A 21,066-nucleotide genomic window follows, 5' to 3' on the forward strand; every position below is an offset into this window, starting at 1 on the left:
ATTGCCATAAGCTTACCCCATCGGCAAGCGGCGACGGCGGTCGAGGCTCACGACCGCCGGTTCGCGAGCAAGCTGGCGTATAGATCGCGCACCTGCTGGGCGATGGCTTTCCAACCAAAGAGCGCTTCGGCGCGGGCGCGGCCGGCTTTGCCAAACTTTTCGCGCATCTCCGGGTTGGCCATGAGCTCATTGATACGCTCAGCGAGATCGCGGGAGAAAGTCTCTGGATGCAGCGCTTCGAACGGCGTCTCGCTCATCTGCGCCAGCGGTACGAGCCAGCCGGTTTCGCCGGGCAGGACGACTTCCTTGATGCCGCCCACGGCGCTGGCGACCACGGGCGTTTCGCAGGCCATGGCTTCGAGATTGATGATGCCAAAGGGCTCATAGATCGACGGGCAGCAGAAGACCGCCGCATGGCTGTAGAGCTCGACTTTTTCGGGGACGCTGACCATCTGCTCAATCCAGATCACGCCCGGCCGTTTCGCCTGCGCTTCGGCGACCGCCGCTTTCATTTCCGCGGCGATCTCCGGAGTATCCGGGGCGCCCGCGCAAAGGACGACCTGGAAGCCGGGCGCGAAATGCTGGATGGCTCGCACGAGGTGGATGATGCCTTTCTGCCGCGTGATACGGCCGACGAAAAGCACATAGGGCTGATGGGGATCCACACCATATTTCTCCAGCGCCGCGGTGGTCTCGACCTTGTGATATTCATCGAGGTCGATGCCGTTGTAGATGGTGTGAATGCGATCCTCGCGAACGTTAAAGAAACGCAGGATGTCCGCCTTGGTCTCCGCGGAAACGGCAATGACCGCATCCGCCATTTCCAGCGCTGTCTTTTCCACCCAGCAGGAGAAATCGTAACCGCCGCCGAGCTGCTCGCGCTTCCACGGGCGCAGCGGCTCGAGCGAATGCACCGTGAGCACCATCGGGATACCGTAGTTCAGCTTCGCCATGATGCCTGCCATGTGGGTGTACCACGTGTGCAGGTGCACGATGTCGGCATCGATGTTCATCGTGTTCCAATCGAGCCCGCGCTGGACGGCGCCGAAGACCGAATGGAGCTGTTTCGGCGCGGTGTAATGCGAGGCATCGAGACCGAAGCCGGTGGCCTTCAGCGAAGGTGTGTCGATGCGCGCCTCGCGGTGCTCTTTGCCATAACAGCGCACCTCCACCTCCATGAGCCTGGCCAGCTCGCGGGAGAGATATTCGACATGCACCCCCGCGCCTCCGTAGATGGTGGGCGGATATTCGTTGGTCAGGAAAAGCGTCTTCATGGAGCAGGAATGCGCCACGGGTGCGGCGCTTTAAAAAAGGATCGGGATAATGAGGATCGCGACGATATTGACAACCTTGATCATCGGATTAATCGCCGGACCGCTCGTATCCTTGTAGGGATCACCCACAGTATCGCCGGTCACGCTGGCTTTGTGAGCCTCACTGCCTTTACCGCCGTGGTGGCCTTCCTCGATGTATTTCTTCGCGTTGTCCCAGGCTCCGCCGGAGCTGGTCATGGAAATACCCATGAACAAACCCGTGACGATGGAACCGACAAGCACCCCGCCGAGCACCACCATGCCGAGCGCGGGAATCGCCGCGACCAGCACCACCACAAGCACTGGCAAGAGCGCGGGAATGATCATCTCGCGCAACGCTGCCTTGGTCACGATATCCACGCAGGCTCCGTATTCCGGTGTGTCTTCGCCTTTCAAAATGCCTGGACGCGCGGCCAACTGACGGCGCACCTCGGTGACGACTGCACCCGCGGCGCGGCCCACGGCATTCATCGAAAACGCCGAGAAAAGATACGGCAGCAAACCGCCGATGAAGAGCCCGATAATGACCTTCGGATCCTTGAGCGAAAACTCGAGCATGGTATTCAAGTCGGTCTCCGCGATATGCCGCACCTCGATGAGGTGATGCTTGAGATCCACGAAGTAGGAGCCGAACAGCACGATCGCCGCCAGACCGGCGCTGGCGATGGCATAGCCCTTGGTCACAGCCTTCATCGTGTTGCCGACGGCGTCGAGTTCATCGGTGATCGCGCGCACTTCCTTCGGCAAGCCGCTCATCACGGCAATGCCACCGGCGTTGTCGGTAATCGGCCCGAAAGCATCGAGCGAGATGATGATCCCCGCCATGGCCAACATGGCCATGACCGCGACCGCGATCCCGTAGAGACCCGCAAAGTGGTAGCTCAGCCAGATCGAAGCACCGATGCAGAGCACCGGCAACGCCGTGGCCTGCTGGCCCACCGCGAGGCCGGCGATGATATTCGTCGCGTGACCGGTGATGCTGGCTTCCGCGATCTTCCGCACGGGCTGGTATTCGGTGGACGTGTAGTAGTTGGTGATCAACACCGCCGCACCGGTCATCACCAGGCCGACGATGGCCGCGAGATAAATGCCGAGCGCCGAATAGCTCATCTCCAGGCCGCTCATGACATCGCGCACGTGCAAGCCCTCGCCGAACATCGACTGCGTCACCGGCCAGAACGCCACCGCCGAAACCACCGCGCTCAGGAGCACGCCACGCATCAGCGCCGCTGCCGGTTTGGCGGTGGTCATGTTCACGTAAACGATCCCGATAATCGAAGCGATGATCGCCAGACCGCCGAGGACAAACGGATAAATCACCGGCGCTCCCATGCCCACGGTCAGCGCCCCCACGAGCACCGCGCCAATGAGCGACACGGCATAGGTCTCGAACACGTCCGCAGCCATGCCCGCGCAGTCACCGACGTTATCGCCCACGTTGTCCGCGATTGTCGCCGGGTTGCGCGGATCGTCTTCGTCGAGATTCGATTCCACCTTGCCCACGAGGTCCGCACCGACATCCGCCGCCTTGGTGTAAATGCCGCCGCCGAGCCGCGCGAAGACCGAGATCAGCGAAGCACCGAGCGCCACGCCGACCAGCGAGGACAATGCCTTGCCCGGGTTGATCTTGTTCATCACCAGCCAGAAAATTCCCACTGAGAGCAGCGCCAGGCCGACTACGAGAAGCCCGGTCACCGCACCGCCGTTGAAGGCCGCCTGCAGCGCCTTTTTGCGGCTCTCCGTTGCGCCTTGCGCGGTGCGCACATTGGCCATCACCGCGATACGCATGCCGATGAAGCCCGCAGTCAGCGAACAGACCGCGCCGAGCAGGAACCCCACGGCGGTCGGCAGATCTTTGAAGATCGCCAGCAGGATGACCAACACCACGGCGATCATCGCGATCGAGCGTACCTGACGGCCGAGATAAGCCTTCGCGCCCTCCTCGATCGCAGCGGCGATCTGCTTCATCCGGTCATTGCCGGCGGAAGACGACAGGATCGTCCTGATTAGGAAAAACGCGAAGCCGAGCCCAAGGACCGCACACACCAAGGACAAGGTCAGACCGGAATCAACGAAAAAGCTGGCGACAACGGCAGACATAAAACTCTCTGTAAGGGGGAAAAGAGCGCGGAGTGTATGGCCTTTCTCCTATCTGGCAACGCCTAATTGTGGCAATCCCGTATCGTTGTCGGTACACCGTTTTTCTTGTGCCCGGGGCGGCTTTCCGGCTCATTCCGCGACATGAGCAAGAAGTCCACGCAATCCTGGATGGTGAAATCCGAGCCGACCGCCTACGGTTGGTCCACTTTCGTGGACGATGGCCGCACGGCCTGGACCGGCGTGCGCAACTTCACCGCCCGGCTCAACCTGCGCGCCATGCGCAAGGGCGACCGCGTGCTCTTTTACCACAGCGTCGAGGGCAAGGAGATCGTGGGCCTGGCCGAGGTCGCGGCGGAAGCGTATCCCGACCCGACGGCCAAGGAAGGCGACTGGTCCTGTGTGGATCTGGTGCCGGTGAAGCCGCTCCCCCGCCCCGTGACTTTGGCGGAGATCAAGGAGAACCCGAAGCTGCAGGAGATGAAGCTGTTGCGCCAATCCCGCCTGTCGGTCATGCCGATCACGCCAGCCGAGTTCGCTGAGATCGAGCGGATGAGCAAAACGAAGTCGAAATAGCAGCGCGCCAGGCTTCGCCTCGGACTTCCACTGGCAAAATCTCTTTTTGCCAAAATTCGAAAGACAAAAAGACGGCCCGCCGGCGTTAAGAAACATTTAGCCCCGGCTGAATATCCTTGACCATCACCGCCCTAATTTGGGCAAATACGGCAACTATGAGAGAAATGGTGGCGTTGCTTCTTGGGGTCGTGCTGATCGCGACCGGCTGGGAAAAGTCCTATAGGGACCACTGCATTTTTATCGCCGCGACGATTTCGCGAGGAGGCGGTTTCTTTACTTCTCAACCAGCAGCGAATGGTCCGGCCGTGCCGGCCACCGTTCATAGCGATCCATCCTGGATGCAGCAAAAGAGCGTCTTGGACAGCACCAAGCAATCGGGCGTGGATCGCTCTGGCGTCCACACCAACGAACCCCTGCTCCATCAAACCCGCTAACGAATATGGGTAAGCTCATCGGCTGGATGCTCTATTTTGGATTCCTGGCAGCGATCGTCATGATCGGCTGGCAACAACCGCTCAAAGTTCAATTTGGACTGAAGCCCACTCCGTCCACGTCGGCGCCGACGTTCTCCAGTGCGCAACCCCAGGGGACGCCGCCTTCGTGGATGAGCGACCAACGCCGCTGGGACACGACCAATCACGCCACTTCGGCCCCCGCCACCCCGCCCGCGGATTCGCAGTCAGTGCCGTAAAAGGACGCGTCGGACGCGCAGGCCAATCCCGCTGCGCTTTCCGCGCGACAAGGCTTGCCTCCGAATACTCGGAGCCGATTTGCTAGCGGGATGTTCGCCCCGTTGACCCCGCAAATCTTTACCCGTGCCCGCTGGATTTTTGCCCGGGCCTTGGGGGCGATTTTCTTTTGTGCCTTTGCTTCGCTCGGGGTGCAGATTCGCGGCCTGGCGGGCGAGAACGGCATCTCCCCCGCGCAAAAATTCCTCGACGCCGTGTGGAATCAACTCGGTGCTCAGGCGCTGGTCGAAGTGCTGACCCTCTGCTGGATCAATGCCGGCGACACCATGCTGGTCACGCTCTGCGTCGTGGGCGCGCTGCTCTCCATCGTCATGATCTGCGGGCGCTGCCCCGGCCTGTGCTCGCTGCTCCTGTGGGCGCTGTACCTTTCGCTGTGCTGGATCGCCACTCCATTCACGAATTTCCAATGGGACGCGCTCCTCCTCGAAACCGCCCTCCCCGCCGCGTTGCTGCTGCCTTGGAAATGGCGCGCGGACTGGCTTCGCTGGCGGCCTTCGCAACAGGCCGGGCTGTGGCTGCTCTGGTGGTTGCTCTTCCGTCTCATGTTCGAATCCGGCGCGGTCAAGCTCAGCGCCGGCGATTCCAATTGGTGGTCCCTCGCGGCCCTGGATTACCACTTCGAGACGCAACCGCTCCCGCTCTGGACCGCCTGGTACGCCAACCAGATCCCCGATGGCATCCTGTCCATGGTGACGCTCATCATGTTCATCATCGAACTGGGTGCCCCGTTTCTCATCCTCGCGCCGGGACGCTGGCGGCACGGCGGAGCCTGGGCGCTCATCGCCTTGCAGGTGGGCATTCTCGCCACCGGCAACTACACGTTCTTCAATTGGCTTACCATCGCACTGTGTCTGCTGCTTTTCGATGACACCGCATGGCCCCTGCGCCTCACGCGGATGAAGGCGTCCGGGCCCCAGCCCGAACCGTGGTCGATCCTCGCGCGACTCGGTCTCTGGTCGCTGATCGCCGTGGACGTTTCGGTCACGATCGGGCCGCTCCTCTCCTCGCCGGTGCCCATGCGGATCTGGAATCCGCGTCCGTGGCTTCTCTCCCGGGTGCTTGCCCCCACCATGAGCTTCAACGGCTACGGCCTCTTTCGCGTGATGACCACCTCGCGCCACGAGATCAGCGTGGAAGGCAGCGACGACGGCGAGCACTGGCGCGCCTACGAATTCCGCTGGAAGCCCGGCGACGTCAACGCCCGCCCGGGTCTCGTCGCACCCCACCAGCCACGACTCGACTGGCAGATGTGGTTCGCTGCGTTGAGCAATCTGCAGGACAACCCATGGTTCGTGAATTTCCTCGTCCGCCTGCTCCAGGGCTCCCCCGAGGTGCTCGGCCTCCTGAAAGACAATCCCTTCCCCGATCACCCACCCCGCTACCTCCGCGCGGTGGTCTACGACTACCATTTCACGCGCTACGGCGACGGGCATCCCGGCTGGTGGAAGCGGGAGCCGCTCGGCCTCTATTGCCCACCCATCACGCTCAAGGACGGCCGGCCTACGCTGGTTGAACCCGCGGGAAAATGAATGGCCTCTTGCCAGCCAGCGTAAATGCGGCAGATTTCCTTTGAAGACAACGGCCCGGTCTTCCGTCTCATGTCCAGAACCTCTATTCCATGAACAATCTCGCTCGCATCTCCAGTCTGGTCGCCGCCCTTTGCCTGGCCATTCCGGCGACGGGATTCAGCCATGACCACGGAGACCACGGAGACCACGGAGACCACGGAGGCCATGGAGGGAGCAACGGCAACTGGCACGGCGGTGGCGGAAGCTGGCACGGAGGTGGTCACGGCTATTACTCCCACGGCCACTCCTACGGCTACGGTTCTCACGTGCATTTCTACGGCTACGGTGGCTATTCCCCCTTCTACTCCTACTATCCGTACTACTCCGCGCCCTACTATGATGGTGGCTACGCTGCGGACGCGTATTACGACGGCGATGCTCCCGACGCTCCCGCCCCGACCTACCGGGGCGCACGCGTGGAAGACCATGGCGACAACCTGGCCGTGGACGTGCAGCGCGCGCTCCGCCACGATGGCTATTATCACGGCGGCATCGATGGCGACATCGGCGCCGGCACCCGCGCGGCCATCCGCCAGTATCAGTACGATCACAGCCTGGAAGTGACCGGCCGGATCGACAGGGCGCTGCTCCGCTCGATGGGCCTCGACTAACCAGTGCGCTTCGCTAGCGGCGGCGCATTGACACAACGGACAGTGGCCGCATATTCGCGGGCTGTGTCCCTTCCCTTTCAGCTCGCGGCCCTCGCCGTTCTCTGCTCCCTGCCGCTTTTCGCGGCGGATCCCGCGAGCCCTCCTGCTGCACCACCTCCACTGCCTCCTACCTCCACGATCTACGTCTCACAGGACGCCACCTCGCTGACGCAACTGGAGGAGAATACCGCGGTCAGCCGTCGCATGGTGGACCGCGTGGTGCGCGCGGCCACGGGTCAGAACGACACCGCCAGGGCCTGGCGTTCGCTGGTGGCGCCGACCGATCACGTCGGCATCAAGATCTCCGCGGTCGGCGGCCGTTACTTCGCTTCTCATCACGGCATCGTGGAGGCGATCCTGGAGGGTCTCGAACAAGCGGGCATCCCGCGCAATCGCGTGATCGTGTGGGACCGCGAAGCCGAGGAACTCCAATCGGCCGGTTATACCCCCGCCAAGGGCGGCTACCAGCTCTTGAGCATTCCGCCCGCCCGCGGCTTCGACCGCTCGGCCCAGTTCTCCGCGCCCATCCTCGGCAAGCTCATCTGGGGAGATCTCCTTTTCGCGGAAAAGCAGGGCAAGCTCGGCAAAAATCCCGAGCCCGCCGATCAGCTCAGCTCCTCGAGCTACCTCGCCACCGTGCTCAGCAAGCAGGTCAACAAAGTCATCAACGTACCCGTGCTCTCCGATGAAGCCGGCTGCGGCGTGGCCGGCGCGATCTACAACATGACCGTGCCGAATCTCGATAACTGGCGACGCTTCGTCCAGACCGACAGCGATGCCGCCTCGAGCTTGCTGGACGTTTACGCCGACGAACGAGTCGGCGGCAAAGTCGTCCTCACCATCATGGACGGGCTCCTCGCCCAATACGCCAGCGGTCCGCATTTCAATCCGAACTACGCCTTTCCGAATCACACCATCTACGCCAGCAAGGACGCCCTCGCGCTCGACGCCAACGCCTTCCGGCTCATCGAAACGTGGCGCAAGCAATCCAAGCTCCCCTCCATCGCCTCGCGGGCAGAGTGGCTGCAAATGGGCGAGCAAATGGGCCTCGGCCATTTCGCCGAGAACAAGATCATCCTGCAGAACGTCGATCCGCAGTAGGGATTGCTACTCTCTTCCGCGCTTCTCGAAGAACACCACTTGGCCATCCGTGAAAATGAAGTTCTTCGAAGTCAGCAAAATGATCGTGTACTTCGTCATATCGGCCCCGGCGCCGTCGAAGTATTGGTTCCCTGCGATCTTCCATTTTCCGTGCGTCGCGCCGGGCTCGACCGGTGTCATCGACCACGTTCCGTCCTTGCGATAGACATAACCGTGGCGCGGTGAGGTCCACTCACCGACGCGCAATTTCGTGTAAGCCGCGGAGTTCGCATTCTTCGGCGCCGGATGCTTGCGCAATTCCGCATCCACCGCCTGCCAATTACCATTGCGCTTCGCCAGCGTGGCGCGCAGGTCGGCAAGCATCCGCACGTAATTGACACGCGCCGCTTCATCGGGATGCGCGTTCTGCGCGTATTCCTTTTTCAGCGTGGCCAGGCCCTTCGGCTCCGCCGCCCCCAGACTGGTTGCCAAAGCCGCGATGCAAAACGCCGCCAAATGGATCGTCTTCATAGGATAGGTCCATGGCTTAACAAGCCGCGCAACAATCGCAAGCGAGGAATATCCGGTGGTTCAGGCAATCCGGACACTAAGAACTCTCGCCCATGGACGCTCCTTCTCCGTGGTCCCCAGCCTCGTTTCACCCCCATGAACCGTTTCCTCTCCCATCTTTTCTGTGTGCTCATCGCCGGCACGGCACTCACCGTCCAAGCCCAGAATTTCAAGGTCGGCGTCAGCCGCGCGGACATCACTCCCATGGAGCCCGTCCGCCTCGGTGGCTATGCCTCGCGCCTCAAGCCCACGGCAAATGTGGACACGCATATCTTCGCCAAGGCCCTGGCCATTCAGGACTCCACCGGCGCGACCATGCTCATCATCACCGCCGACACCATCGGCACGCCACGCGCGTTCAACGACGAACTCGCCACGCGCCTTGAGCAGGAGCTGAAGATCGATCGCGCCCATTTCCTCTTCTGCTGTTCGCATAGCCACTCGACACCGGTCATCGATGGCGGCCTCACGGACATGTATGGCCTCAGCGATGATGAGGCCAAGGCGACCAAGCGCTACACGCGCTATTTCCTCGATCAAGCCGTCGTCGCCGCCAAGGCCGCGGTGAAAGACCTCGAACCGGCGGCGTTGTCGTTCGGCCGTAGCGAAGCTTTCTTTGCCGGCAATCGCCGCCAATTTGGCCCCAAGGGCGTCGGCTTCGGCGTCAATCCCAATGGCCTCGTCGATCGCGACGTGCCGGTGCTGCGCGCCGTGCGCGAAGATCGTTCCACCAAGGCCATCCTCTTCGGTTATGCGTGCCATTGCACCACGCCTGGGCCGAATGATGAAGTGAGCCCCGACTGGGCAGGTTACGCGGAGGAGGAACTCGAGCATACTTACACCGGCGCCACCGCGCTTTTCATCACCGGCTGCGGCGCCGATGCGAATCCCAACCCTCGGGGCAGCCTCGCGCTCGCCCACGCGCATGGCCTGCAGATGGCCGGCGCGGTGGCGCGCGCCTTGAGCGAACCGATGCTCGCCGTGGATGGCCCGATCGCCACAGCCTTCGATCGCGTGGACCTGCCGATCGGCCAAACGCCCGACAAGGCTTACTACGAGGCCAAGCTCCAGGAAAAAGCGCTCGCGACGCAACGTTACGCCCAGCGTTTCCTCGATCGTATCGCCCGCGGCGAACCTCTTGCCACGAGTTATCCTGCGCCGGTGCAGGTCCTGCGCTTCGGCAATTCCCTCACCCTCATCGCCCTGAGTGGCGAAGTGGTCGTCGACTATGACTATCGCCTCAAGCGCGAGTTACCGAATGAACGCCTCTGGAACGCGGCCTATTGCAACGATGTCTTCGCCTATGTGCCCTCCATGCGCATTCTCACCGAAGGCGGTTACGAAGCCGACGCCAGTATCATCTACTACGGCCTCCCAACCCGCTTTGCTCCCGCAGTCGAAGATACGCTGATCAACAAAGTCCTGGAACTCGTGAAGCGCACCGGCGGCACCGTGCCTCCACCGCCGGCCAAAAAGTAGACCGACCGCAGTGCACTGGAGGGCACCGCGCGGTCGGTGCTTTGCACGCCGACATGGAAGCATGGCGCGCTTCCCTTCAGCTTCGATTCGGAAACGAATTCCGAGAAACGCCCTAATGCCGCGCGAGCAGGCTCAGGATCGCTTTCTGCGCGTGGAGACGGTTTTCCGCCTGAGTGAAGATCGTATTGGCGTGGGCCTCGAGCACTTCGTCGGTGATCTCCTTGCCGCGATAGGCGGGCAGACAGTGCATGACCAACGCACCGGGCTTGGCCCGGGAAACGAGTTCGGAATTGATCTGGTAATTGCCGAGTTGGGCCATGCGGTAGGCCGCTTCCTCTTCCTTGCCCATACTCACCCACACATCGGTGTAAAGTACGTCGGCGCCTTCCGCCGCGGCACTGAGGTCCTCGGTGACGGTGACGTTCCGCGTGTTCAACTTCGCCAGCAGCGCAGCATCCGGCTGGTACGGCTTCGGCGCGGCGATGCGCAATTGGAAATCGAGTTTCGCGGCGGCCCACATCCAGGACACCGGCACATTGCACGCGCCATCGCCGATGAAGGTCACGACCTTGCCATCGATCTTGCCGAGCTTTTCGCGGATCGTCTGGAGGTCGGCGAGGATCTGGCAGGGATGCTCCTCGTCGGTCAGCGCATTGATCGTCGGCAGGCCGGAGTAATTGGCGAAGTCCACTACGTCCTGCTGGGCGTAGGTACGGATGACCGCGCCATGGATCATGCGCCCGAGCACGCGCGCCGTGTCCTTGATCGGTTCGCCACGGCCGAGCTGGATGTCGTTCGCGTTGAGGAAAAGCACGTCGCCCCCGAGTTCGCGGATGCCGACCTCGAAGCTCACGCGGGTGCGCGTCGAGCTCTTGGTAAAAATCAGCGCCCAGCAACGATGCTTCAGCGGGTGCGCATCGAGACACCCCCGCATGGTCTTCATCTTCGCGGCGAGTTCGAGGATGGCCTCAATGTTGTCGCGCGTCAGCGATTCGATGGAGAGGAGGTGTTTCATGTCAGGCGGAAAAAACGTCGGTTGTCCACCCGAGACGCCGGGAAATCAAGTCTTCTTCCGCTCGTTTTGCGCAAAGATTCCATGACGGATTTTCGGCGTAGATCGTGGACACGGCCCCGACACCGGCCAGCCCGGTTCTTAAAACTTCGCGAGGACCTGGCGCAGGATGTCCGCGGCCTCGTCGATCTCCGCGCGGGAGACATTGAGCGGCGGGAGCCAGCGCACGGCGTGCGTGCCGCTGGGGACATTGAGCAAGCCGGCTTCGTGCAAGGCGTCGACGACCAGCAGGCTCGGCGCGCGTTTGGCCGCGGCGGGCACACGCTCGACGAAATCCGGCACGAGTTCGAAAGCGAGCATGAGACCGACGCCGCGCACTTCCTTGATCAACGGAGACTGGATTGCCTGGATGGCCGCCACAGCGTGTGCGCCCATGGTGCGGGCGTTTTCAAGCATGCCTTCTTCTTCGATCACGCTGAGCACTTCATTCGCGCCCGAGCTGACCAACGGCGTGCCACCGAAGGTCGTGCCATGCGTGCCCGGCCCGAGCAGGTCACAGAGCGGGTTTGGTCTCGCCCGTCTTGAGCGTGACCATCCGGTCGCTGACCCAGATGGCACCGAGCGGGAATCCGCCGGCGATGCCCTTGGCCCAGCTAATCGCGTCGGGCATGAGGTCCGGCCCGGCGAGCGTCTTCCATCCGCACCAGTCACCGGTGCGCCCGAGGCCGCACTGCACTTCATCGAACATGAGCAGCAGGCCGTGACGGTCGCACAGGTCCCGCGCCATTTGGAGAAAAATCGGCTGTGGCCGGGTTCACTCCGATCTCGCCCTGAATCGGCTCGAGCAACACGGCGACGGTACCGGGCTCCTGCACAGCGGCGAGCAACGCGGGGCCATCATTGAAGGGCACGTGGGAGAAACCTTGCACCGGCGGCTCAAAGCCTTTCTTTACCTTCTCCTGGCCCGTGGCCGCGATGCCCGCGAGGGTCCGGCCGTGGAAGGAGCCGATCATGGTGACGATCTCGTGCCGGTAGGAATTCACCCCGACAGTCTCGCCGACATTGTGCTTCGGTGCGGGAGGCGCGCCGTCGTTGCCAAATTTCCGGGCCAGTTTGTAAAGCGCTTCGTTCGCTTCCGCGCCGCTGTTGCAGAAAAAGACTTTGCCGCGCGGCGGCGCCGGCGTGCAGGTCAGGCGCACAAGCCGCTCCGCGAGCAGGGCTTGCGGGCGCGTGTAGTAAAGATTCGAGGTATGGACCAGCGTGGCGATCTGCTGCTGCATGGCAGCGATGACCCGCGGATGCGCGTGGCCGATGGAGGTGACGGCGATGCCCGCGCCGAAGTCCAGATAGCGTTTGCCGTCTTCATCCCAGACTTCGGTCCCCCGCCCTCGCGCCAAGCGCAAATCAAAACGCGCATACGTCGGGATGACGTATTGGTCGTAGAGTTCGCGAGTCGTAGGAGTAGGCATGGGCATGGATGGAAAAGGGGGCGAGATTACTCCTCTGCATCCGCTTTGCACCGGAAAAATGCATCGGATTGAGGTTAAAGTTCAGCGGAAGTTTGCAGGCCGCTACTGGGTTGAGGCAATATAGCCCCCGACGCGTTTTTCCTGACACCACTTCATGCGAGAGTTCCTCAACCACTACGGACTCTGGGCAGCCTTTCTCCTCGCCTTGCTGGAGAACGACGTGTCGTTCATTGCCATCGGGGTCGTGGCCCGGCTGGGAGATGGCGATCCTGGGACATCGGATGACTTCAATGTTTTCACGGCCCTGGGGGCCGCCATCGTCGGTGCGCTCATTCACGATACGTTCTGGTTCGTCATCGGGCACCACCACTCGGAGTGGTTCAAGTCGAGCCGGGTTTATCAACGCATCGGCCCGACGATCGAGCGGCTGGCCAATCGCTTCGGCCCGTGGGAAATTTTCTTCGCGCGGTTTGTTTACGGCACGCGCAATCCGACTTCGGTTTTCTGGGGCATCCATCATTTGCGCTACGCAACTTTTGCGGGGATCGAACTCCTGGCGCTGACGCTCTGGGGCGGCATGCTCGTCACGGTGGGGTTTAACTTCACCAGCCTCGCCTTGAAGATCATCGGCCGGGTTGAGCGGCACCATCACGCGCACCTCTTGTTCATCTCGCTCGCCATCGCCTTGGTCGGCATCTACCTGCTGCGTTGGTTCAATCGCCGACGGATTTATAAACGCCAACTCGCCCGGGCAGCTCTAGCGGAGAAGGCCGAGGAGGACGCCCCTGAAGATGCGGCGCAGCGGTAGCGGCGTTGCGGGGAAGCGCAAATCCTCGGAGGGACGCGCTCCTGAGCGTTCCCCATTTTCGGGCAAGCGGCGGGAAGAGCGGGAACGCGCAGGAGCGCATCCCTCCGGCTTTCGCCTCCGCTCACCCCAGACGAATGATCGATGCCTCGGCCTCGGCGGGCAGCCAGTCGAGGTGCGTCGTGGTGATGATCTTCTGCGCGCTGGCGGGCAGCGCGGCAAGCAGAGCGGCCCGACGGTCGAGGTCGAGTTCGCCGAAGATATCGTCGAGCAAGAGCACCGGGGCGCTTTCAAAGCGCTGCTCCAGCAGTCGCGCGGCGCCGAGCTTCAAGGCCAGCACCAGGGTGCGTTGCTGGCCTTCGCTGGCAAAGCTGGACGATTGGCCGTTCAGCATGAAGCGCACGTCGTCGCGATGCGGGCCGGCGCTGGTCTGGCGCAACCGCGCGTCTTCATTGTGTGCAGCGGCCAGCGTCGCGGGAAAATCTTCGCCGCCACCGGGCACGTATTCGAGTTGCAATTGCTCCCGGGCGCCGCTGATCCCGCGATGCGCTTTCTCCGCCTCGGGCTGCAATTCTTCGATCAATTTCGCCCGCGCGGCGGCGACACGTTGTCCGGCGCTCAACAATGGCTCGTCAAATGCCGCGATCTCCCGCCAGCGCGGCGATGACGACTTGAGCAGCAGATTCCGCGACCGCAGCGCACGCTCGTAGTCGCGCAAGGCCTGGCGATAAGTCCCATCACGCTGGGTGGCCACGAAATCGAGGAAACGACGACGCCCATCCCCGGAGCCACGGACGAGCTCGATGTCGCTATTGGCAAAATAGACGACGCGTCCGATTTCCAGGTATTCGCGGGCGCTCTTCTGCTCGACTTCGTCCAGGGCCAGCTTCTTGCGTTCACGGCTGAAGTAGAATTGCAGATGCCGCACGCCGAAATAGCCGTCCACGACAAACCCCCGGCGCTCGTGTTGGATCACGTGGGCCAGCCGGGTAATGCGCGGCGATTGCAGCCGCAGAAGAATGCACGCAGCCTCCAGCAACGACGTCTTCCCGTGCGCATTCGGCCCGACGATGAAGTTCAACCCCGGGGCAAACTCCACCTCCCGCGCATCGAAGCAGCGGAAATGGCGGACTTTCAGCCCGCGCAGAAGTTGAGAGTTGAGAGTTGAGGGTTGAAAGTCCACCGCGCGGGTGAGGAAAAGTTGATGGTTGAGAGTTGATAGTTGATAGTCCTCCTCTTTGCCACTTTCATGCGGCGCTCCGCGCCAAAAGGGATTTTGCCTCGTCGCGGACCGACGTTGCCGCAGAAAGGCCGCCGACTCTCAACTCTCATCACTCCACTCTCAACTTTCCCAAATCCAGTGCAAACCCTGCCCGGCTTCCGTGACTTTTATCCCGACGACTGCGCGCGGAGGAATTACATCCTCACCAAATGGCGCGAAGTCGCGCGGCGCTATGGCTTTGTCGAGTACGATGGGCCGGTCGTCGAATCCATGGCTCTCTACGAGAAGAAGAGCGGTGGCGAACTCGTCGGGCAGATGTTCACGGTCGGCGCTACGGCGGATCCCGGCTCGCTGAAAGGGGTGTTGCGCCCGGAAATGACGCCGACCCTGGCTCGCATGGTCACAGCTCGTGAGCGCGATTTCAAAAAGCCGATGAAGTGGTTCTGCGTGCCGAATTTCTTTCGGCACGAGCGTCAGGGCCGCGGCCGGCTTCGAGAGTTCTACCAACTCAACTGTGACATCGTCGGCGAGCCTACTCCTGCCGCAGATGCCGAACTGATCGCCATCTTGATCGACATGCTTCGCGCCTTTGGACTGACAGAAGCGGATTTTGCCGTTCGCCTGAGCAGTCGTACAGCGTGGCAACAATTCTTCATCCAGTCCGGTGGCAAGCCGGAGGACGAATACGAATTTTTCCAGATCGTCGACAAGGCCGAGCGCAACCCGCCGGAGAAAACCGATGAGTTGCTGCGCAAATTCAATCTCACTGCCCAAGCCGTGCTCGACTTCATGCGCCAAGCAAGACGCCGACCGCGGAACTGGTGCCCGTGGTCGAAGGCCTGAACGCCCGCGGCCTCGGCGGCTTCATTGACATCGACTACGCGATCGTCCGCGGTCTGGCCTATTACACCGGCGTGGTCTTCGAAGTCTTCGACCGCAGCAAGAATGAACGCGCGCTGGCCGGAGGCGGCCGCTACGACAAGCTGCTCAGCCTGATGAGCGACGGCAAGGTCGACCTGCCGGCGCTCGGCTTCGGCATGGGCGATGTCGTGCTGGCCAATCTCATCGACGATGTTCCGGCGGCCGCGGCGCAACGCGATGCGTGGCTCAAGCAGGAGCGCGCTTGCGATATCTACGTCGTCGTGGCGAAGGAAGAGCGCCGGTCTGATGCGCTGGCTCTCGTGCAGCAGTTGCGCGATGCCGGACAGCGGGTGGACTTTCCTCTCACTGCGGCCAAGGTCGGGAAGCAATTCCAGACCGCCGAGCTACTCGGGGCTACGCGGGCCGTGCTCGTGGGCGACGAGTGGCCACAGGTGAAGGTGAAGACGCTGGCGACCCGCGAGGAAATCCTCGTGCCGATCGGCGAGATCAAGACTGCGCTGGGGCAATAGCCCTGGCGGCTTTTAAAGGCTGAAAAAGAGGCGCTTCGCGCACAGGGTTTGGGTCGACGACCTGGAGATCGCCGCTCCCAGGGCGCTTATTGCGCCATGGCGCGGGCGACGAGGTCGGTATCCTCAACGGTCAACCACGCGCCGCCACCCTGATATTCGACGGCAATCTTGCCGTCCTTGATGCCCTTTACGTTCGCCTCGGCGCCGACCGGGGCGATGAGTGAGCCGACGACCTTGCCACTGACCACCGCCGGGAACGTTGTCGCTTTCTTCAACGCCACTTTCCGCGGCCAATGCGCCGGATCGTGCGCCAGCTCCTGAAGATTGAAAACCTTGGGCGTGGCCACCGGCTTCGTGCCCGGACCAGAGTTCGGCTGGTTGGCCAGCGAGGCATACGGATCCTCCGGCTTTTCCGGGGCAGGCACCTTTTCCACGATGACCGTATCGTGAACGAATCGACCGAAAAGCTGATGTCCAAGCGACGTGTGATCGTCGATCAGCTTCCGCGCCGACGGGATCTTGATGTAATAGGCACCCGCGAGGATCACCAAGGACGCCGGGAAGGCAAACAACCAAAACTTGCTCGTTTTATGACTCATGAAATTCTTTAGGTTTGGACGCTTGTTCCGGGGAGGAAACGCGGCAAACGCACTGCTTCTTTCTCAAAAATCCACCGGCGATCGATGATGCTTCACTGGTTCCTGGAAAAGACGGTTTAGTAACCCAAAACTTAGACGCGGCAAGTGGAATATCAGTGCGGACGCAACAGTAAATCCACGGCATCCCCCGCGCGACCGTTCCGCGCCAGGATCCAGGCGGCCTTGTTGACGAACCACGGCGGCGGGTTTTCGCTGCTGGCTACCGTGACGATGATATCGTCGCTGGCCGACTTCTCTCCCGCCTGCAGGAGGACCTGGGCCAGTTGCTGGGCATTGACGACATTTTCGGGCCGCGTGCGCCACGTGTTTTCGAGCACCGCGCGCGGTGTCGTAGGTTCTCCCGGTGGGAACGCGGGCTCGCTCTGCTTGATGGAGAGGAGCTGCCAGGCATGATCGTCATCGCCCCAGACGTGATACAGCCCCGCCCATTGCTGGTAATCGCGCGCGCCGATCGCCGCATGGCGCTTGGCCCAGGCGTCGAAGTCATCCCGATTTCCCCAGCGCGCCACGAGGGCGTAGAAGCTCTTCAATTCATCCGCCGTGAGATCATCAGCATCGGCGCGCAGCTTCCACCAACGTCCATAGTAATACGCGCCGAATGTCTCTGGCACGACCTGCGCGTAGGCGAGGAGTAGTTGCGGATGCGCCTCCACGTAACTCCCCCAGGCCGATTGCGCCATCGGCGATTTCGCCGTCTCCTGCACCGCCATGCCGAGAATTTCATCGCGATGGATGCCACCGCGGTCGATCGCCTGCTCCCAGTAGCCAAAGGCCAGCCCGGGCACCACCCGTTCGCAGGCCCGCGCCTGGGCGATGGGCATTTCCCAGTTGCTCGGCTGCAACCGCGACGCCACGCCGAAATGCCGCTGCCAGGAAGTCGTGATCGGCACCGCCATCGGACTGGGAGACGTCTTCGGAACTGATACCGTCCTGGCCGCGCCCGCCGGAGCCGCGTCCCCGGCCTTCGTCGCGCTAATCGCGTGAATGGCCAGCGGCTGAGCCACCGCAGGCTTTTTGCTTTCGATCACCGCCGGCAACACCGACTTGGGCAGCGCATTCTCGGGACCCGCCATCCGCAATTCGCGCAGACCGACCGCTTGATGCAGGTCCGCATTGAGCGGGAAATAGTGCAGCGTGTTTTGCAATACCGCGAGCGGCATGAGACTGGGCGCGTGCGCGTTAAGCTCAATGAGCCGGTTCAAACAAAGCGGCGACCAGGCGGGCACGTTCCAGTAAATGGGCAAAAGCCAGAATGCGCCCACCGCCAGCGGAACGAGCGCGGCCTTGCGCGGTTCCTGCGTGCGGCGACTCTCCGCGCGCATGGGACAGGCCAGGGCCAGCGCAGCCAGCGCAAATCCCGCTGTGCCCCAGCGATGCGCCGGCACGTCGAAGATCGCGTGAATTAGCAACACTCCGAACGCCGCGAATCCTCCTGCGTGCAGGAAAAAGCTGCGCTGCCGATCGAAGATTTCGCCGATATGCCGCCCCAAAAACAATACGACCGCCGCCGCGGCGATGAGCACCGGAATGAGTCCCAGTTCGGTCAGCCATTGCAGCCAACTGCTCTCCGGGTGGATTACGATCTGATTCTCCAACTGAATCTTTTGGTAAAACGGGAAAATGCCGGCGAAGGAATCCAATCCGTGGCCGAGCAACGGCGCGTCGTGCCACATGCCGATGGCGTCATGCCACACGCCGATGCGCGTGAGATTCGAAACCTCACCCGCTTCGTGGGAATGAAAGCGCGCGACCACCTGGTTTCCGAAGACAAAGAGGATCGCGGCAAAGAACAGCCCCGCCCCCAGCGCGGCGCCGATCGCCCGACGCGTGCGCACTTTGCACAGACAGAGCAAGAGATAGATGGCGAGCCCGGCGCCCAGCGCGATCAAGCCGCCCCGCGACGCCGTGGTGAGCAAGGCGATGACGACGAGCGCAAGCAGCGCGAGGCCGCCGCAGAAGGTCAACCAGTTCTTGCGCGAGGCCGACCACGTGACGCAACCGCAGCCGAGCACCGCCGCCATCGCGAAATAATCCGCGGAGTGGTTGCGATTCGGAAATGGGCCAAAGCCGCTCCAGCCGGGCGTCCAGCGGGCCAGCGGTGTACCGTCATAGATGGCACTGGAGCCGGGATGCGTGGTGGCAAACGACACGATGGCGACGACCGCCGCCGCGGCAAAGAGCGTCCACGCGAGGAAAGCGCGATGACTGCGCTCTCCGGCCAGCCTGCGCACCCAGAGAAACCACACCACGCCGACGGCTCCCGCGAGCAGCGCATCCAGGGCACGCGCCGGTTCCGGATGATGGGTAAAGAGCAGCGGCAGCGAATAGTCGCGGGTCAGCGTCGTGCGCCAGACGGTATCGCCAAACCAATTCGCGGGCGCGAATTCCTTGAAGAGCAGCAACGCGACAAAAGCCAGCGCCAGGCGATTTCCCCAGCGGCTGAGCGGGATGATCGCCGGCGGCTGCAGAAGGATACCCACACCGAGCAAGGCGAGCAGCCCGATCTGCGGCAAACGATCCACCGCACCGAAGAGCAGCGGTCCAGCCAGGACAATAACCGCGAAGATCCCCAACGCAGCCATCTCCTTCGTAAAAGGTACGGACTCCTTGCGCCGCTCCGGTTGCGCCCGCTTCTCGCTCCGCCGACTGCTCATGCCCGCCACTTCGATTTCGCCTTGGCGTAGACGGGCCGGAAGCACTCCGCGAGGCGCTGCCATTCCGGCTCCGTTCCCTTGTGTTGCGGAGCGTGCAGCGTCCAGGGAGTGCTGCCGTTGTATTTAATATGGATTGCGTATTCGGCGTCGGACTCACCCTTATCCACAAAGCCTACGCGCCGCATGGTCGTTTCGAAAATGGCCCAAAATTCCTGCGCCGACTTGCATCGATCCGCCTCCAACTCGAGCACCTGGGCCTGCAGCAGCGCGTATTGCACCACCCGGCGGCGGCGCACCACGCGGTTGAGCTTGCGCCGCACGTCATCCCACGATTTCAGGAAGTGGAAATAGCGCGCCGCGAGCAGGGCGAGGAGACAGAGCACGCCAATGCCGATCGGCAGTGTGCCTCCCTGGCTCCACAGAATACTGAGCCCGAACAGGCTGAGCACGAGACAGATGCCGTAGAGGCCAAAAAGGGATGCGCGTCTTCGAGAAGCCAAGACTTTTGCAGGCGATGGTGGAAGTGCTCGTCGTCCGCGTGGAAAAGCGGATAGCCACGCAATCCGCGCCGCAGCATGGCAAAGGTCGTATCGAGAATCGGGACGCCGAGCGCGATCATCGTCACGAAAAGCACCTTCGCCACCGAGCCTTTGTTCGAACTGGTGAGCGACAGCGCCGCGATGGTGAAGCCGATGAGATAGGCGCCGCCATCCCCGAGATAGATCTTGGCCGGCGGAAAATTGAAGACGAGGAAACCGAGCAGCGCGCCCGCGAGGGTGAAGGCGTAACAGGCCACTGGCACCTGGTCGTTGTGCAATCCCACAATGCCCAATGTGACCGACATGCACAGCCCGAGACCGCCGGCGAGGCCATCGAAACCATCGATCAGGTTCACGATATTCGGCACGGCGATGAGCCAGAAGACCGTCACCGGCATGCTCCACTCGCCGAGATCGATGCTGCCCGTGGAGCCCGGATAGGAGAATTTCTCGATGTTCAGCCCGAGATTGTAGACGAGCAGCGCGGTGATGATCTGTCCGGCGAGCTTCTTCTTCGCCCCGAGCGGCTGCAAATCGTCCCACAGGCCGAGGCCATACATCATGAGACTGCCGAGCAGCACGGGAAACCAGTTGGTCGCATTTTGCGGACGCAACGCGAAGATGATCAACAGCCCGACCGAAACGGCCAGCATGAGCGGCATGCCACCAAGCCGCGGGACCGGCACTTCCTGCTTTTTGCGCGACTCGTGGGCAAAATCGAGACCGATACCGCGCTGCGAAAGCCGAATGACCCACGGCGTCGTAAACACCGAGATGACAAACCCGAGCACGAAAAACAAAAGGGTGTAGATCACGGCGTGCAGCCTCCTTCCCGTTCACGGTAGGAGTCGCTCGGCCTGTGGCTCGATATGTTCAACCGTGGTTCCTCGTAAATCATCGCGTGCGTGTGAGCACCTAAAATGCCACCAATTTCACGGGCGGCAAGAACAGCGCAAACGCCATTTCGGTGCTTGAACGTATTCAATCGTGAATCCTCGTAAATTATTGGGTGCCTTGGCGCACTCAATGGTGGAATTTCACCTGACCTCCATATCAGACTGCGGGAGCGAAATACACCTTAAAACGGCGACCTTCACTCACTCCTCAACGGACTGGTACGTGTGTGTACGGAAAATTCCGCCGGAGTGTTGGTGCGGGCACTACGTAGAAAATTTGGGCGTCTTATTCATTCCGTGATTGTCCGTAAACGAGTTGGTTCGTGTTGGTGCGCAG

Annotated in this window: 22 protein-coding genes; 10 read left to right on the forward strand and 12 right to left on the reverse strand. The window is 62.0% G+C overall.

The annotated features are described in order from the left end of the window. Positions 1 to 47: 47 nt before the first annotated feature. Together glgA and CFE428DRAFT_RS04020 are read right to left on the reverse strand one after the other, a co-directional pair. Positions 48 to 1,274: a glycogen synthase gene (gene glgA, locus CFE428DRAFT_RS04015; RefSeq protein ID WP_006978162.1), complete on the reverse strand. Its 1,227-nt coding sequence runs from the start codon at positions 1,272 to 1,274 to the stop codon at positions 48 to 50. Between the two features lie 30 nt (positions 1,275 to 1,304). After that, on the reverse strand, positions 1,305 to 3,413 hold the full coding sequence (locus CFE428DRAFT_RS04020) for a sodium-translocating pyrophosphatase (protein WP_006978163.1): 2,109 nt from the start codon (positions 3,411 to 3,413) through the stop codon (positions 1,305 to 1,307). Positions 3,414 to 3,554: 141 nt separating this feature from the next. On the opposite strand from CFE428DRAFT_RS04020, the gene CFE428DRAFT_RS04025 reads away from it, so the two are divergent. The 6 genes from CFE428DRAFT_RS04025 (at position 3,555) to CFE428DRAFT_RS04050 (ending at position 8,054) form a co-directional block, all read left to right on the forward strand. Next, positions 3,555 to 3,986 (forward strand): EVE domain-containing protein, encoded by a 432-nt coding sequence (locus tag CFE428DRAFT_RS04025; protein WP_006978164.1) that lies wholly within the window; start codon positions 3,555 to 3,557, stop codon positions 3,984 to 3,986. Positions 3,987 to 4,102: 116 nt separating this feature from the next. Further along, the gene (locus tag CFE428DRAFT_RS04030) at positions 4,103 to 4,420 is read left to right on the forward strand and encodes a hypothetical protein (RefSeq protein ID WP_131989081.1); all 318 of its coding nucleotides are present in this window, start codon (positions 4,103 to 4,105) and stop codon (positions 4,418 to 4,420) included. A 5-nt stretch (positions 4,421 to 4,425) separates the two neighbouring features. After that, positions 4,426 to 4,677 (forward strand): hypothetical protein, encoded by a 252-nt coding sequence (locus CFE428DRAFT_RS04035; RefSeq protein ID WP_006978166.1) that lies wholly within the window; start codon positions 4,426 to 4,428, stop codon positions 4,675 to 4,677. A gap of 90 nt (positions 4,678 to 4,767) precedes the next feature. Beyond that, positions 4,768 to 6,264, forward strand: a complete 1,497-nt coding sequence (locus tag CFE428DRAFT_RS04040) for a lipase maturation factor family protein (protein ID WP_006978167.1) — start codon at positions 4,768 to 4,770, stop codon at positions 6,262 to 6,264. Between the two features lie 89 nt (positions 6,265 to 6,353). Continuing rightward, positions 6,354 to 6,914, forward strand: coding sequence for a peptidoglycan-binding domain-containing protein (locus tag CFE428DRAFT_RS36595; RefSeq protein WP_006978168.1), 561 nt, complete (start codon positions 6,354 to 6,356; stop codon positions 6,912 to 6,914). Positions 6,915 to 6,977: 63 nt separating this feature from the next. Beyond that, complete coding sequence (locus tag CFE428DRAFT_RS04050) at positions 6,978 to 8,054, forward strand: DUF362 domain-containing protein (protein ID WP_006978169.1); 1,077 nt, start codon at positions 6,978 to 6,980, stop codon at positions 8,052 to 8,054. Positions 8,055 to 8,060: 6 nt separating this feature from the next. Here the strand turns inward: CFE428DRAFT_RS04050 and CFE428DRAFT_RS36940 are convergent, their stop codons facing one another. After that, a complete protein-coding gene (locus CFE428DRAFT_RS36940) occupies positions 8,061 to 8,564 on the reverse strand; it encodes a hypothetical protein (protein WP_006978170.1) in 504 nt (167 codons plus the stop codon). 135 nt (positions 8,565 to 8,699) lie between these two features. On the opposite strand from CFE428DRAFT_RS36940, the gene CFE428DRAFT_RS04060 reads away from it, so the two are divergent. After that, positions 8,700 to 10,082 (forward strand): neutral/alkaline non-lysosomal ceramidase N-terminal domain-containing protein, encoded by a 1,383-nt coding sequence (locus CFE428DRAFT_RS04060; RefSeq protein WP_006978171.1) that lies wholly within the window; start codon positions 8,700 to 8,702, stop codon positions 10,080 to 10,082. 112 nt (positions 10,083 to 10,194) lie between these two features. Here the strand turns inward: CFE428DRAFT_RS04060 and argF are convergent, their stop codons facing one another. The 4 genes from argF to CFE428DRAFT_RS38710 all read right to left on the reverse strand — a co-directional run bounded on the left by argF (position 10,195) and on the right by CFE428DRAFT_RS38710 (position 12,563). Continuing rightward, a complete protein-coding gene (gene argF, locus CFE428DRAFT_RS04065; protein ID WP_006978172.1) occupies positions 10,195 to 11,097 on the reverse strand; it encodes an ornithine carbamoyltransferase in 903 nt (300 codons plus the stop codon). Positions 11,098 to 11,235: 138 nt separating this feature from the next. Further along, complete coding sequence (locus tag CFE428DRAFT_RS38700; RefSeq protein ID WP_006978173.1) at positions 11,236 to 11,601, reverse strand: aminotransferase class III-fold pyridoxal phosphate-dependent enzyme; 366 nt, start codon at positions 11,599 to 11,601, stop codon at positions 11,236 to 11,238. Positions 11,602 to 11,647: 46 nt separating this feature from the next. Beyond that, on the reverse strand, positions 11,648 to 11,881 hold the full coding sequence (locus CFE428DRAFT_RS38705; protein WP_049975532.1) for an aminotransferase class III-fold pyridoxal phosphate-dependent enzyme: 234 nt from the start codon (positions 11,879 to 11,881) through the stop codon (positions 11,648 to 11,650). Continuing rightward, a complete protein-coding gene (locus CFE428DRAFT_RS38710) occupies positions 11,832 to 12,563 on the reverse strand; it encodes an aminotransferase class III-fold pyridoxal phosphate-dependent enzyme (protein ID WP_202797350.1) in 732 nt (243 codons plus the stop codon). Before CFE428DRAFT_RS38710 ends, CFE428DRAFT_RS38705 begins: the two co-directional genes overlap by 50 nt. A 154-nt stretch (positions 12,564 to 12,717) precedes the next feature. Between CFE428DRAFT_RS38710 and CFE428DRAFT_RS04075 the strand changes: the two genes are divergently transcribed. Then, the gene (locus CFE428DRAFT_RS04075) at positions 12,718 to 13,371 is read left to right on the forward strand and encodes a DedA family protein (RefSeq protein ID WP_006978176.1); all 654 of its coding nucleotides are present in this window, start codon (positions 12,718 to 12,720) and stop codon (positions 13,369 to 13,371) included. Positions 13,372 to 13,492: 121 nt separating this feature from the next. Here CFE428DRAFT_RS04075 and recF read toward each other — a convergent pair whose 3' ends face one another. Continuing rightward, positions 13,493 to 14,551, reverse strand: coding sequence for a DNA replication/repair protein RecF (gene recF / locus CFE428DRAFT_RS04080; protein ID WP_006978177.1), 1,059 nt, complete (start codon positions 14,549 to 14,551; stop codon positions 13,493 to 13,495). 177 nt (positions 14,552 to 14,728) lie between these two features. Here recF and CFE428DRAFT_RS36600 point away from each other — a divergent pair, with 177 nt between their 5' ends. Further along, complete coding sequence (locus CFE428DRAFT_RS36600) at positions 14,729 to 15,433, forward strand: ATP phosphoribosyltransferase regulatory subunit (protein WP_006978178.1); 705 nt, start codon at positions 14,729 to 14,731, stop codon at positions 15,431 to 15,433. Further along, on the forward strand, positions 15,418 to 15,981 hold the full coding sequence (locus CFE428DRAFT_RS36605; protein ID WP_006978179.1) for a His/Gly/Thr/Pro-type tRNA ligase C-terminal domain-containing protein: 564 nt from the start codon (positions 15,418 to 15,420) through the stop codon (positions 15,979 to 15,981). The genes CFE428DRAFT_RS36600 and CFE428DRAFT_RS36605 overlap by 16 nt, the downstream gene beginning before the upstream one ends. An 86-nt stretch (positions 15,982 to 16,067) precedes the next feature. Here the strand turns inward: CFE428DRAFT_RS36605 and CFE428DRAFT_RS04095 are convergent, their stop codons facing one another. The 4 genes from CFE428DRAFT_RS04095 to CFE428DRAFT_RS04105 form a co-directional block, all read right to left on the reverse strand. Further along, positions 16,068 to 16,580, reverse strand: a complete 513-nt coding sequence (locus tag CFE428DRAFT_RS04095) for a hypothetical protein (protein ID WP_006978180.1) — start codon at positions 16,578 to 16,580, stop codon at positions 16,068 to 16,070. A gap of 152 nt (positions 16,581 to 16,732) precedes the next feature. Beyond that, a complete protein-coding gene (locus tag CFE428DRAFT_RS04100) occupies positions 16,733 to 19,294 on the reverse strand; it encodes an O-antigen ligase family protein (protein ID WP_006978181.1) in 2,562 nt (853 codons plus the stop codon). After that, a complete protein-coding gene (locus CFE428DRAFT_RS32935; RefSeq protein WP_006978182.1) occupies positions 19,291 to 19,677 on the reverse strand; it encodes a hypothetical protein in 387 nt (128 codons plus the stop codon). The genes CFE428DRAFT_RS04100 and CFE428DRAFT_RS32935 overlap by 4 nt, the downstream gene beginning before the upstream one ends. Continuing rightward, positions 19,629 to 20,648 carry an MraY family glycosyltransferase gene (locus CFE428DRAFT_RS04105; protein ID WP_006978183.1) on the reverse strand — a complete coding sequence of 340 codons (1,020 nt, stop codon included), beginning with the start codon at positions 20,646 to 20,648 and terminating at the stop codon, positions 19,629 to 19,631. Before CFE428DRAFT_RS04105 ends, CFE428DRAFT_RS32935 begins: the two co-directional genes overlap by 49 nt. Between the last annotated feature and the right edge of the window lie 418 nt (positions 20,649 to 21,066).

This window comes from Chthoniobacter flavus Ellin428, assembly GCF_000173075.1.
GTDB lineage: Bacteria > Verrucomicrobiota > Verrucomicrobiia > Chthoniobacterales > Chthoniobacteraceae > Chthoniobacter > Chthoniobacter flavus.